Annotated in this window: 11 protein-coding genes; 8 read left to right on the top strand and 3 right to left on the bottom strand. The window is 52.1% G+C overall.

Features of this window, described 5'->3' with window-relative positions; all coding sequences use genetic code 11:
- Window positions 1–56 precede the first annotated feature (56 nt).
- The 7 genes from hpaH to OGX98_RS17290 all read left to right on the top strand — a co-directional run bounded on the left by hpaH (window position 57) and on the right by OGX98_RS17290 (window position 7,110).
- A complete protein-coding gene (hpaH, locus tag OGX98_RS17260; RefSeq protein WP_045445759.1) occupies window positions 57–860 on the top strand; it encodes a 2-oxo-hept-4-ene-1,7-dioate hydratase in 804 nt (267 codons plus the stop codon).
- A 10-nt stretch (window positions 861–870) separates the two neighbouring features.
- Window positions 871–1,662 (top strand): 4-hydroxy-2-oxoheptanedioate aldolase, encoded by a 792-nt coding sequence (hpaI, locus tag OGX98_RS17265; RefSeq protein ID WP_045445762.1) that lies wholly within the window; start codon window positions 871–873, stop codon window positions 1,660–1,662.
- Between the two features lie 69 nt (window positions 1,663–1,731).
- The gene (gene hpaX / locus OGX98_RS17270) at window positions 1,732–3,108 is read left to right on the top strand and encodes a 4-hydroxyphenylacetate permease (protein ID WP_200042021.1); all 1,377 of its coding nucleotides are present in this window, start codon (window positions 1,732–1,734) and stop codon (window positions 3,106–3,108) included.
- Window positions 3,109–3,117: 9 nt separating this feature from the next.
- Window positions 3,118–4,008: a 4-hydroxyphenylacetate catabolism regulatory protein HpaA gene (gene hpaA, locus OGX98_RS17275; protein WP_048220881.1), complete on the top strand. Its 891-nt coding sequence runs from the start codon at window positions 3,118–3,120 to the stop codon at window positions 4,006–4,008.
- Window positions 4,009–4,182: 174 nt separating this feature from the next.
- Window positions 4,183–5,745, top strand: a complete 1,563-nt coding sequence (gene hpaB, locus OGX98_RS17280; RefSeq protein WP_045445771.1) for a 4-hydroxyphenylacetate 3-monooxygenase, oxygenase component — start codon at window positions 4,183–4,185, stop codon at window positions 5,743–5,745.
- Between the two features lie 19 nt (window positions 5,746–5,764).
- Entirely contained in the window at window positions 5,765–6,277 is a 513-nt protein-coding gene (locus tag OGX98_RS17285) for a 4-hydroxyphenylacetate 3-monooxygenase reductase subunit (RefSeq protein ID WP_045445773.1), read from the top strand.
- 293 nt (window positions 6,278–6,570) lie between these two features.
- Window positions 6,571–7,110 carry a DUF2058 domain-containing protein gene (locus tag OGX98_RS17290; protein ID WP_048220880.1) on the top strand — a complete coding sequence of 180 codons (540 nt, stop codon included), beginning with the start codon at window positions 6,571–6,573 and terminating at the stop codon, window positions 7,108–7,110.
- A 115-nt stretch (window positions 7,111–7,225) separates the two neighbouring features.
- On the opposite strand, the gene pgtA is transcribed toward OGX98_RS17290, so the two are convergent.
- Genes pgtA through pgtC form a run of 3 tightly spaced genes read right to left on the bottom strand, consistent with a single transcriptional unit; the run spans window position 7,226 to window position 11,623 of the window.
- Window positions 7,226–8,473 carry a two-component system response regulator PgtA gene (pgtA, locus tag OGX98_RS17295; protein ID WP_045445779.1) on the bottom strand — a complete coding sequence of 416 codons (1,248 nt, stop codon included), beginning with the start codon at window positions 8,471–8,473 and terminating at the stop codon, window positions 7,226–7,228.
- Window positions 8,463–10,457: a two-component system sensor histidine kinase PgtB gene (gene pgtB, locus OGX98_RS17300; protein WP_286595680.1), complete on the bottom strand. Its 1,995-nt coding sequence runs from the start codon at window positions 10,455–10,457 to the stop codon at window positions 8,463–8,465. The genes pgtA and pgtB overlap by 11 nt, the downstream gene beginning before the upstream one ends.
- 11 nt (window positions 10,458–10,468) lie before the next feature.
- A complete protein-coding gene (pgtC, locus tag OGX98_RS17305) occupies window positions 10,469–11,623 on the bottom strand; it encodes a phosphoglycerate transport regulator PgtC (RefSeq protein WP_190284579.1) in 1,155 nt (384 codons plus the stop codon).
- 461 nt (window positions 11,624–12,084) lie between these two features.
- Between pgtC and pgtP the strand changes: the two genes are divergently transcribed.
- Window positions 12,085–13,476, top strand: a complete 1,392-nt coding sequence (gene pgtP, locus OGX98_RS17310) for a phosphoglycerate transporter PgtP (RefSeq protein WP_045445785.1) — start codon at window positions 12,085–12,087, stop codon at window positions 13,474–13,476.
- The last annotated feature ends 109 nt before the right edge of the window (window positions 13,477–13,585 follow it).

Raw genomic sequence — 13,585 nt, forward strand, 5'->3', positions numbered from 1 at the left:
ACGCAGGTGTGTCTTATCCGGCGCAGCAGCACCGAATGACGTAACAGGAAGCAATTATGCTTGATAAACATACCCATACTCTAATCGCCCAACGGCTAAACCAGGCGGAAAAACAGCGCGAACAGATCCGTGCTATCTCGCTGGATCACCCGACGATCACCATTGAAGACGCCTACGCTGTGCAGCGCGAATGGGTAAACATGAAAATCGCCGAAGGTCGCGTGCTGAAAGGACATAAAATCGGCCTGACTTCAAAAGCGATGCAAGCCAGCTCACAGATTAGCGAACCGGACTACGGCGCACTGCTGGATGATATGTTTTTCCACGACGGCAGCGATATTCCTACTGACCGCTTTATCGTCCCACGCATCGAAGTCGAACTGGCCTTCGTGCTGGCAAAACCATTGCGCGGGCCAAACTGCACCCTGTTCGACGTCTACAACGCTACCGACTATGTGATCCCTGCGCTGGAGCTGATCGACGCCCGCTGCCACAACATCGACCCGGAAACCCAGCGTCCACGCAAAGTCTTTGACACGATTTCCGATAACGCTGCCAACGCCGGGGTGATCCTCGGTGGTCGCCCCATTAAACCCGACGAGCTGGATCTGCGTTGGATCTCCGCCCTGCTCTATCGCAACGGCGTGATCGAAGAGACCGGCGTCGCTGCTGGAGTGTTGAATCACCCGGCCAACGGCGTGGCCTGGCTGGCGAATAAGCTGGCACCGTACGACGTCCAGTTGGAAGCCGGGCAGGTTATTCTCGGCGGCTCCTTCACTCGTCCGGTACCCGCGCGCAAGGGCGATACCTTCCACGTCGACTACGGCAACATGGGCGCGATTAGCTGCCGCTTTGTTTAAGGGGAACATAATGAATAACGCTTTTAAAGAAGCCTTAAAAGCGGGCCGTCCGCAGATTGGCCTGTGGCTGGGGCTAACCAGCAGCTACAGCGCTGAACTACTGGCCGGGGCCGGATTCGATTGGCTGTTGATCGATGGCGAACATGCACCGAATAACGTGCAAACGGTATTGAGCCAGCTTCAGGCGATCGCTCCCTACCCCAGCCAACCGGTGGTGCGACCATCGTGGAACGACCCGGTACAGATTAAACAACTCTTGGATATCGGTGCGCAAACCCTGCTGATACCGATGGTACAGAACGCCGACGAAGCCCGGCTGGCGGTGAAAGCCACCCGCTATCCGCCCGCTGGCATTCGCGGCGTCGGCAGCGCGCTCGCCCGCGCTTCGCGCTGGAACCGCATCCCGGATTACATCCATCAGGCCAACGACGCGATGTGCGTACTGGTGCAAATCGAAACCCGTGAAGCGCTGAAAAACCTGCCGCAGATTCTCGACGTTGACGATGTCGATGGCGTGTTTATCGGCCCGGCAGATCTTAGCGCCGATATGGGTTTCAGCGGCAATCCGCAGCATCCGGAAGTACAGGCAGCCATTGAACACGCTATCGCACAAATTCGCGCTGCGGGTAAAGCACCAGGGATCCTGATGGCCAATGAACAGCTGGCAAAGCGCTATCTGGAGCTTGGCGCACTGTTTGTAGCCATCGGTGTCGATACCACCCTGCTGGCACGTGGCGCAGAAGCCCTCGCCATGCGATTCGGATTGGAAATAAACGCGCCAGGTTCATCAGGCGTCTACTAATGCCAGGTGGCACAGCGCCCCCCGGCAACCCGCAGTACCCTACAAAATTCCCATTAGAGGAAAATGATAATGAGCGACACATCATCTGCCATCCCGGAAAAGTTTGATCCGGCAAATCAGCACAAGCAGCTGACTGCGCAACAGCAGTCGGTTATTAACAAATTGTTTCGCCGCCTGATCGTATTTTTGTTCGTGCTGTTTATCTTTTCATTTTTAGATCGCATCAATATTGGATTTGCCGGATTAACCATGGGGCAGGATTTGGGCCTTAACGCCACCATGTTTGGCCTTGCTACCACCCTGTTTTATGTCACCTACGTGATTTTCGGCATCCCCAGCAACGTGATGCTTAGCATCGTCGGCGCTCGCCGCTGGATTGCCACTATTATGGTACTGTGGGGCATCGCCTCCACCGCCACCATGTTTGCTACCGGCCCGAACAGTCTCTATCTCCTGCGTATGCTGGTGGGGATAACCGAGGCCGGTTTCCTTCCCGGTATTCTGCTGTACCTGACATTCTGGTTCCCGGCCTTCTTCCGCGCTCGCGCCAACGCGCTGTTTATGATTGCCATGCCGGTCACCACCGCGCTGGGGTCAATCGTCTCCGGTTATATTCTGTCGATGGACGGTATGCTTGATCTGCGCGGCTGGCAGTGGCTGTTCCTGTTGGAAGGCTTCCCGTCAGTGCTGCTCGGTATTATGGTCTGGTTCTGGCTTGATGATTCACCGTCGAAGGCAAAATGGCTGACGGCAGAGGACAAAAAGTGCCTGCAGGAGATGATGGATAACGATCGACTCACGTTGGTACAACCGGAAGGGGCGATCAGTCATCACGCCATGCAGCAGCGCAGCCTGTGGCGGGAGGTGTTTACGCCAATCGTGTTGATGTATACGTTAGCCTACTTCTGTCTGACCAATACGCTCAGCGCCATCAGTATCTGGACACCTCAGATCCTGAAAAGCTTTAACGAAAGCAGCAGCAATATCACCATCGGCCTGCTGGCGGCGATCCCGCAGATTTGTACTATCCTCGGGATGATCTACTGGAGCCGCCACTCCGATAAACATCGAGAACGTAAGCATCATACCGCCCTGCCGTTTCTGTTTGCCGCTGCGGGCTGGCTGTTAGCTTCTGCCACCGATCACAACCTGATCCAATTGCTGGGGATCGTGATGGCTTCTACCGGATCGTTTAGCGCAATGGCCATTTTTTGGACCACTCCGGATCAGTCGATCAGCCTGCGCGCCAGAGCTATCGGTATCGCGGTAATCAACGCTACCGGCAATATCGGATCGGCAATCAGCCCGTTGATGATCGGCTGGCTGAAGGATGTTACCGGCAGTTTCAGCAGCGGCTTGTGGTTCGTTGCCGCCCTGCTGGTCATTGGCTCGGTGATTATCTGGCTTATTCCGATGAAAGAATCGCGTCCTCGCGCGACGCCGTAAGGAGCCACTATGTGCCAGAGCCCTGTCGCCAATATCGATATCAACAAAGAGTACGATGAGAGTCTGGGGACGGAAGATGTGCATTATCAGTCGTTTGCCCGCATGGCCGAGTTCTTCGGCCGCGATATGCAAGCGCACCGTCATGACCAGTATTTTCAGATGCACTTCCTCGATACCGGGCAGATTGAACTGCAGCTCGACGATCATCGCTACTCGGTTCAGGCACCGCTGTTTGTCCTGACGCCGCCCTCGGTGCCGCACGCCTTTATCACCGAGCCTGATAGCGACGGTCACGTGCTGACAATGCGGGAGGATCTGGTCTGGCCGCTTCTGGAAGTACTTTACCCCGGCACGCGGGAAGCTTTCGGCCTGCCGGGTATCTGCCTGTCGCTGGCCGATAAGCCCGACGAGCTGGCGGCACTGGCGCACTACTGGCGGTTGATTGAACGCGAATCAACCTCGCAACTGCCGGGACGTGAACACACTCTGACGCTGCTGGCGCAGGCGGTGTTCACCCTGCTATTACGTAATGCGAAACTTGACGATCATGCCGCCAGCGGGATGCGCGGCGAGCTAAAACTATTCCAGCGTTTTAACCAGCTTATCGATATCCACTATCACCAGCACTGGACGGTTCCAGCCTACGCCTGTGAGCTGCATCTTACCGAATCAAGGCTGACCGATATCTGCCGACGCTTCGCTAATCGCCCGCCCAAGCGACTGATTTTCGACAGGCAGCTGCGCGAGGCCAAGCGGCTGCTGCTGTTTTCCGATAGCGCGGTAAACGAGATAGCCTGGCAGTTGGGTTTTAAAGACCCGGCTTATTTCGCCCGTTTTTTCAACCGTCTTGTCGGCTGTTCACCAAGCGCGTTCAGAACAAAAAAAATACCGGTGTCGTGATTCCCCTCGCCCTAACAAACTAAACGACACCCGGATCACAGAACGCTATCTCACCTGAAAAGTACCCACTGTTGACTTAAAAGTCTCTTCACGAAAACCTCGTTAACCGCCTTAATTGAGCAACAAAAATAAAACATAAATTTAACACCCCGATTAATACTGAAGAGGTCCCCTATGAAACCTGAAAATTTCCGTGCAGACGTTAAACGCCCGTTAACCGGTGAAGAGTATTTGAAGAGCTTGCAGGACGGTCGCGAAATCTATATCTACGGCGAACGCGTTAAAGATGTGACCACACATCCAGCTTTCCGCAACGCCGCCGCTTCCGTTGCCCAGATGTACGATGCGCTGCATAAACCCGAGTTACAGGACACCCTGTGCTGGGGTACCGATACAGGCAGCGGCGGCTACACCCACAAGTTCTTCCGCGTCGCGAAAAGCGCCGACGATCTGCGCCAGCAGCGCGACGCCATCGCCGAATGGTCACGTCTGAGCTACGGCTGGATGGGCCGCACCCCGGACTACAAAGCCGCATTTGGCTGTGCGCTAGGCGCGAACCCAGGATTTTATGGGCAGTTTGAACAGAACGCCCGCAACTGGTACACCCGTATTCAGGAAACCGGCCTGTACTTTAACCATGCCATCGTCAACCCGCCTATCGACCGCCATAAGCCAGCCGACGAAGTGAAAGACGTCTACATCAAGCTGGAGAAAGAGACCGACGCCGGAATCATCGTCAGCGGCGCGAAAGTCGTGGCCACCAACTCAGCGCTGACTCACTACAACATGATTGGCTTCGGATCTGCACAGGTGATGGGCGAAAACCCGGACTTCGCGCTGATGTTCGTCGCGCCAATGGATGCTGAAGGGGTCAAGCTTATCTCCCGCGCCTCCTATGAGCTGGTGGCCGGAGCAACCGGATCGCCATACGATTATCCCCTCTCCAGCCGCTTCGACGAAAACGATGCGATCCTGGTGATGGATAACGTGCTTATCCCATGGGAAAACGTACTTATTTATCGCGATTTTGACCGCTGCCGTCGCTGGACGATGGAAGGTGGCTTCGCGCGTATGTATCCGTTACAGGCCTGCGTACGCCTGGCGGTGAAACTTGATTTTATCACCGCCCTGCTGAAGCGCTCGCTGGAGTGCACCGGTACCCTGGAGTTCCGTGGCGTACAAGCCGAGCTTGGCGAAGTGGTAGCCTGGCGCAATATGTTCTGGGCGCTGAGCGATTCGATGTGCGCCGAAGCAACGCCGTGGGTCAATGGCGCGTATCTGCCGGATCATGCTGCGCTGCAAACCTATCGGGTGATGGCGCCGATGGCCTACGCCAAAATCAAAAACATTATTGAACGCAGCGTAACCAGCGGTCTGATCTACCTGCCGTCCAGCGTACGTGATCTCAACAACCCACAGATAAACGAATACCTGGCAAAATACGTGCGCGGTTCGAACGGCATGGATCACGTCGAGCGCATTAAGATCCTCAAACTGATGTGGGACGCTATTGGCAGCGAATTTGGCGGTCGGCATGAGCTGTATGAAATCAACTACTCCGGCAGCCAGGATGAAATTCGTCTGCAGTGCCTGCGTCAGGCCCAAAGCTCCGGCAACATGGACAAAATGATGGCGATGGTGGACCGCTGCCTGTCTGAATACGACCAGAACGGCTGGACAGTACCACACCTGCACAACAATACCGATATCAACATGCTGGATAAACTGCTGAAGTAACCAGCAGCGGGAGGCCACAATGCAATTAGATGAACAACGTCTGCGTTTTCGCGATGCCATGGCTAGTCTGTCGGCCGCCGTTAACGTCATCACCACCGAAGGCGAGGCGGGCCGTTGCGGTATCACTGCCACAGCGGTCTGTTCGGTGACCGATACGCCACCATCACTAATGGTCTGTATCAACGGCAATAGCGCGATGAACCCGGTGTTTCAGGGCAACGGTAAGCTGTGTATCAACGTGCTGAACCACGAACAGGAAGTGATGGCCCGCCACTTCGCCGGGATGACCGGTATGGCGATGGAAGACCGTTTCAACCTTTCATGCTGGCAGAAAGGCACACTGGGCCAGCCGGTTCTGAAAGGCTCGCTGGCGAGCCTCGAGGGTGAGATTAGCCAGGTGCAGACCATCGGCAGCCATCTGGTCTATCTGGTGGAAATCAGGAACATTACCCTGGGCCAGCAAGGACACGGTCTGATTTACTTTAAACGCCGTTTCCATCCGGTGAAGATGGAAATGGAAATGGTGGTGTAGTTTCCGCCGCCTTAGCCCTCTCCCACCGGGAGAGGGTACTGTATGGCATCCTTCACAAATCCCACGCCTTATTTATCACTCAGTTTCCAGTCATCTCAATCACATAATTACGCCTACTCGCCCTCATACCTGACAGCGTACTCCGGCAAATGGGATTGAGGTGAGAAGATCCGCAGGTTACCTGGCTCTGGCCTCCGCTTCAGAAGCGGACTGGCGAAGCTACCGCATCTGGCATCCCGTCGAACGTTGAGGTTATAATCCTGACAACGATTTTATTGGATTCAGAAACGAACATGACAAAACTCACCCTACAAGAGCAGATGCTGAAAGCTGGCTTAGTCACCAGCAAAAAAATGGCGAAAGTGCAAAGAACGGCTAAAAAATCGCGTGTTCAGGCTCGCGAAGCCAGAGAAGCGGTAGAAGAAAATAAAAAAGCGCAAATTGAGCGTGATAAACAGCTTAGTGAACAGCAAAAACAAGCTGCCTTATCTAAAGAATATAAAGCGCAGATTAAGCAGCTAATTGAGATGAACAGAATTACCATTTCTCATGGCGATATTGGCTATAACTTTACCGATAATAATCTTATTAAAAAAATATATGTTGATAAGGTTACCCAAACCCAGTTGATCAAAGGACGTCTTGCAATTGCACGTCTGGTTGCTGAAAGTGACCGCGATAGCGAATACGCGATTATACCAGCAGTTGTGGCTGATAAGATTGCGCAGCGCGATGCAAGCTACATTGTATTAAATTGCGAATTGAGCCAGGAAGCGAAAGACGAGGACGATCCGTACGCTGATTTTGTCGTGCCTGATGATTTGATGTGGTAAACCGAATACTCAGATATTAATTCGCAAATCTGGCATATTTTGGTGATCATTAAAACGATCACCAAAATATGCCAGAAGATAGAACCAGAGACCGGCAGGTCAAACCAACAATACGTTAAAACTTATAGTGTTCTTTGCTAAGTCCATATTTCCTCATCCGCAAATACAGTTTCTTACGCGGTATTTGCAGATACTCTGCCACTTCATTAATTCGCCCCTGATGAATATTTAACGCTTCGGTTATTATTTGCCGTTCGTACTCTTCGATCCGACGGTCCAGGGGTGTCGGTTCAGACATGTGCATCTGCGGATTGGCGGTTTCTGCCAGTGGGAGCAATCCAACGGCAAAAAGCTCCGCGGCATTCGCCAGTTCCCGGACATTACTTAGCCATGCTCGACGCCGCATAGTTTTCAATAGTTCGGTGTCTACCTGTGGAACAGGATGGTTCAGCCGCAGGCAGGCTTTATGCAGGTAGTGGCGAAACAATGGCTCGATATCGTCCGGGCGCAATGACAGTGGCTGGCAACCAATTTGCGTCATGGCAAAACAATAATAGAGCTCCGCGACAATTTGGTTTGTTGCTGCCAGTTCTACCAGCGATGTCGCCCCAATGCCAATTAAGCGAAAAGGACGCTGATCCTGACTTTGCAGGTGAACCAGATGGTGTTGTTGTTCGCGCGTCAGACACTCAAGATGGCTCAATACCAGCGTCCCTCCCTGCGCCCTGGCGATGAGTTCATTAAGTTGATCCGCTTTCCCGGATGTCAGCTCTTCCCGAATAAATGGTCCCTGGGCGTTACGCCCCAGTTGATGCAAATACCGTGCACCCGTCATGCGACCCGTACCAGGCTCACCATAAAACCAAACGGCAATATCTGTTTCTGCCAGTTGTTGTAAACGCTGCCGATACTGATTTGCCCAGTCACTGTACCCGACCAGTTCAACCTGTAGCTTTTGCTGGCAATAGTGACGACGGGCAATCACCGATTGCCGGTGCCGCAAGGCCTCCTCGACCTGCACCAGCAGTTTGCCGGGATCGATCGGTTTTTGCAGGAAATCCCATGCGCCTTTTTTCACTGCATCCACCGCCATCGGCACATCTCCATGTCCGGTGATCAACAGAATTGGCAGTTGATTATCATCCTGATGAAATAAGGTCATCAGATCGATCCCGGAACACCCCGGCATACACACATCACTTAATACGACCCCAGGCCAGTCAGCCGGTACCCAATTTCTTGCGTCAAAGGGATTATTACAGGCTTGTACGCGGTAACCCGCCTGTTCAAGCAACAGCGTGTAAGCGTCAAGTACATCGGCATCATCATCAATTAGCAGAACAGAATATTCATCACTCAACATCTTTTATATCCGTCAGGTTGAATTGCAGTACTACGCAGGCATTGCGCCTCAACGTCGACGCCAGGCGCAACTCGCCTTTCATCTGCGTCATCAACGATACACAAATCGATAAGCCAATCCCGAGTCCAACATCCTTACTGGTGGTGAACGGCTTCAAAAGAGACGGCAGCAACGCCACAGGCCAGCCGGGACCATTATCACTGATAATTACGCTCAGCGTGTGGCCCTGCACTTGCCAGGACACCTCAATTTCGGCGGCTATCGGGCAGGCATCCAGCGCATTTGCCAGCACGTTAACCAGCACTTGCTGAATTCTCACTTCATCACCCAGTACCCATATGGTTTCTTCAGGCAGTGTAAGCGTGCCCTGCTGTGGCTTATGCCGCATAGCTAACAGCTCCCAGGCTGCACTGAGATTTTGGCGCAAATCGACCGGATGTAGCGGAGCTCCCGGTTCAGCCCGCCGCGCAAACTGCCGCAGTGAGCGGATAATGGCATCAATACGGGTAATCAGCCCTTCTGCTTTGGTTAAGGTGCTCCTTGCCTGGGCTAACTGACCTTGTTCGATAGCCCTTCCCGCGGTAAACAGATACATCGACAGCGCGTTCAGCGGTTGGTTAATCTCATGCGCCAGCGTGGTCATAGTCTGGCCGACCACCGCCAGTTTTGCCGTCTGAATAAGCTCGTCCTGCGTCGCGCGTAAATCGGACTCAATCTCCTTACGCTCCGCGACTTCCTGCTCAAGCTGCCTTTTTTGCGTACCTAGCTGACCCAGCGTGTGACGCAGTAAACGCGCGATGCGTCCTAACTCATCACGCCCATAAACCGGGATGGTCGCATCGGTTCTACCCAGACCTATTTGCACCACAGCCTGATTGAGCGCAGTAAAACGCTTCACCAGTCGCGAGCGGATAAAATAGTGGTTTAATCCCCAGGCCAGCAGCAGCGCCAGAAGAGTCGCCAGCAGAATAATTCCACCGCTGACGCGAACAATCTGCTCCAGCCGCTGGTTAAACATCTGCATTTGCTGATGGCTGCTACCCAGTTGTGCTTCAAGCAGCGTTCTGAAGCGTCCGAGCGTAGCTTCTCTGGCGTGACTGGCATCCACGAGTGCTTTCTGCGCGGCGACATAGTCGCGCATGGTATCGGGCATTTTATTTTTCATCATCCCGATCTCCAGCAATTCATCGATAGTTTGCCGCAACGTTATCGTACTGGGCCAGTCATCAAGGGTTCGAATATTTTCATCTGCCGTTTTCTTCAGATTCTCCAGATAGCGAATGTGAGTCTCCACCAGCATTCCATCATCGCTACCTGACTTCAGCTCATTCAGCCTGTCGCGCAAATCATCAACGATTTGATTCTCAATTCTCGCCAGTGTGTAAACCTGCTGCTGTTCATTTTGCACTTCCCTGGCGCGTTTCAGATATTGAGCCTCATCACCGTTCTTCGCTTCAATCTGATCCAGCAGTGTTCCTTGCTGCCAGGTAAAATCCTGCACCAAGGAATTCAGCTCCGTCGTAAAATCATCATGCAGCCAGTCAATGCGCGCGGAAAGTTCGCTAACTTTTTCGCGAACCAGGAACATGTTGTAGAGCACCCTGTCCAGCTCCGCCATCAAAGCACGGCTGTCCTGCAAAATAACGACCAGTTGCTGTTGCTCCTCTGACTGTAACCCCAGGCTCAACGCCTCAATCTTATCCAGATGCTGAATTATCTGGTTGCGCAGTTGTAGTCTTACCGTTGTGTTGGGTGCCAGCAGGAACTCATTAAGCTGATCAACCACCAGATTGAGATTCCCTTCAATCAAAAAAGCGGAATGGACACGCGGAAAATAGTCATTAAGAGAATAACGGATCTGCGAACTCTGCTCGTGCCAGGAATACAAACTGACACAGCTCACGCTTAACGTCAGCAGCGCTCCTGTCAGGAAAGCGCCTCGCAGACTGCTGCTGATGCTGAGCTGGCGAAGGCGTTGTAGTATCGAGCCGGTTTTCATTTTAATTCTTCCAGTTTCGATATGGCCTGACGCTGATTTTTAAGAAACCAGAGTTGCCACTCCATCATCTGCTGTTCCGCAAAGCTTTTATTATCAAACCGGGCAAGCCATGCTTCATCTTCGCTACTCTGCGGATCGATCGGAACACTGGTCAACAACGCTCTAATTTCAGGTAGCGGGTGTTTCAGGCGCGCTTCCGCACTGTATAACGCCCGCCAGGCATCCTTCAGTTGCGCGAGACGGAAACTAATAGCGGTATCAAACATCCGCTGTACCAGCTGTTGTCGTTTCAGGATAAGACGATAATTTAACGGTGACTGATTCAACAGGAACGCCTGCTGACTCGCGCGCGGGTTATCAGCAGCCAGCTGCGTTACCGGATATTTCCCCGTATTGGCATCCGCGAGGATCCTTTGTCCTTCCGGACTCAATAGATAGCGAATGAAGCGGCGTGCTTCATTCGCGTGCTGACTGTTCTTCAGCACGGCCACGTAAGTAGGCGAAACCGCAGAATGTGGGAAATAGGTAAAGGCCAGATGCGGATCGTTAAGCAGCAAATTAGCGTAGTTATCAATGACCGGCCCAGCGACGCCCAGTCCGCTCTTAATTTTGTCTGCGACACCAAAACTCCGTGACGAAATTGTCACCAGATTTCCGGCACTTGCCAGCAACGTCGCCCACCCCTGCTCCCACCCTTTTTGCTGAAGCAGTGATTCTATCATCAGGTGATTGGTATCGGAGCGCGACGGGCTACTCATCAGCAATGCCCCCTGATATCTGGGGTGCGTTAAGTCCCCCCAGTCAGTCGGGGGCGGCAGGTGTCGCGCAGCCAGCGCAGAACGGTTAATCAGCAGACCAAAGCCCGATATTGCCACCGCCACGGACGTTGAGCGGATCGACTCTGGTACCAGCCGCTGGCTTTCCGGTAGCGCATTATCAAAAGGTGCAAGCTTTTGATGTTCCTGAAGATGCTGCAAAAGCATGGGAGATGAAGTCAAAATAAGATCGACATTTTCCGCATTCGCGGTATCAAGCAGTTGCTCAAGAGAGGAACTGGTCCGGTTGAGCGTACGAATCATCACCGACCCAGGCTCCGTTTGCCAGCGCTGGATAATCCAGGCCGTGGCCCCTGGCGAGAACGTTGTCGCCATTACCAGCTCTTTCCCCTGCGCAAGGCTGGCCGCCGACAACGGTATAAAAAAGAGCGAGATGGCAAAAATCCATCCCCGACAGAAAAACCTGTTTGTGATCCCGTTCATAAATACCAACATATTCGAAAAATAATATTGAGACAAAAGTTACCCGTTTGATAGCACCGCGAAGGGAGGATAAGATTGTTATCAAAATAACCAATCAGTAAGCTAAAACATGAGCAAAGAATACCTTAAAACACCTGTCAATTTTGTTAATACCCGCACACGCTGATAATAAAAACCAACTAAAAATAACAAAAACAAAGACCCCCTAATTTAAATGGGTCAAATCCAGTCGCATTCCCAACAAAATGAGTCAATATTGACACATTTCATCAACTTGAGTTTCTTCATCATCTATTTCACTCTTCTTGCCGAACCTCCCTGATATTCACATCAATATAAATTTAGGTGATGATATGTTTTCAATATTCAAGACAGGGCCATCGGCAAATAAAGTCCCGACGGAAAAAATCCACGAGACATATAGTCGATACCGAATGCAAGCTCTACTTAGCGTATTTCTCGGTTATCTTGCGTACTATATTGTACGTAATAACTTCACGCTTTCCACTCCATATCTGAAAGAGCATCTGGATCTCAGCGCAACGCAGATTGGTTTACTCAGCAGTTGCATGCTTATTGCTTACGGGATCAGTAAAGGCATTATGAGTAGCCTGGCTGATAAGGCCAGTCCTAAGGTCTTCATGGCATGCGGCCTGATACTGTGCGCGATTGTGAATGTAGGGTTGGGATTCAGCACCGGATTCTGGATTTTTGCCGCGCTGGTTGTCTTCAACGGATTATTCCAGGGGATGGGTGTTGGCCCATCGTTTATTACCATCGCAAACTGGTTCCCGCGTAAAGAACGTGGACGCGTTGGCGCATTCTGGAATATCTCTCATAACGTTGGCGGTGGTATTGTCGCGCCTATTGTTGGCGCAGCCTTTGCCATTCTGGGCAGCGAACACTGGCAAAGCGCCAGTTATATCGTCCCTGCCTGCATTGCTGTACTGTTTGCCTTTATTGTTCTGATGCTGGGAAAAGGTTCACCGCGCGAAGAAGGTTTGCCAACGCTGGAACAAATGATGCCGGAAGAAAAAGTGGTGCTCAATACCCGGCACGTTACCCAGGCTCCGGAAAATATGAGCGCCTTCCAGATTTTCTGTACCTATGTTCTGCGTAATAAGAATGCCTGGTATGTTTCACTGGTTGACGTGTTTGTCTACATGGTGCGCTTTGGCATGATCAGTTGGCTGCCTATTTATCTGTTAACCGAAAAACATTTTTCGAAAGAACAAATGAGCGTTGCTTTTCTGTTTTTCGAATGGGCAGCAATTCCTTCCACGCTACTGGCAGGCTGGCTCACCGATAAACTGTTTAAAGGTCGTCGTATGCCGTTGGCAATGATTTGTATGGCGCTGATATTCGTCTGTCTGATCGGCTACTGGAAAAGCGAATCCCTGCTGATGGTAACCATTTTTGCCGCAATTGTTGGTTGCCTGATTTATGTTCCACAGTTCCTGGCATCCGTGCAAACCATGGAAATCGTCCCCAGCTTCGCCGTTGGCTCTGCCGTAGGATTACGCGGATTTATGAGCTACATTTTTGGCGCTTCACTGGGAACCAGCCTGTTTGGTGTGATGGTTGACAAAATGGGCTGGCATGGTGGTTTTTATCTGCTGATGGGCGGGATAGTGTGCTGCATCCTGTTCTGCTATCTGTCTCACCGCGGTGCGCTAGAGCTGGAGCAACAGCGAAAAAATGCCCAGCAAGAAGAAGCTTCATTACAGCTTGCTGATGCCCGCTAATCCACTTTAGATCGGCAAAAAAAGTGCCAGCAATGCTGGCACTTAAGAATCATCGCATGAAAGATAAAAAAACGTCGACGTACTCTTCAATTTTATTTCAGTAATAACA

The organism is Citrobacter sp. Cm046 (genome assembly GCF_030333065.1).
Taxonomy (GTDB): Bacteria; Pseudomonadota; Gammaproteobacteria; order Enterobacterales; family Enterobacteriaceae; genus Citrobacter; species Citrobacter murliniae.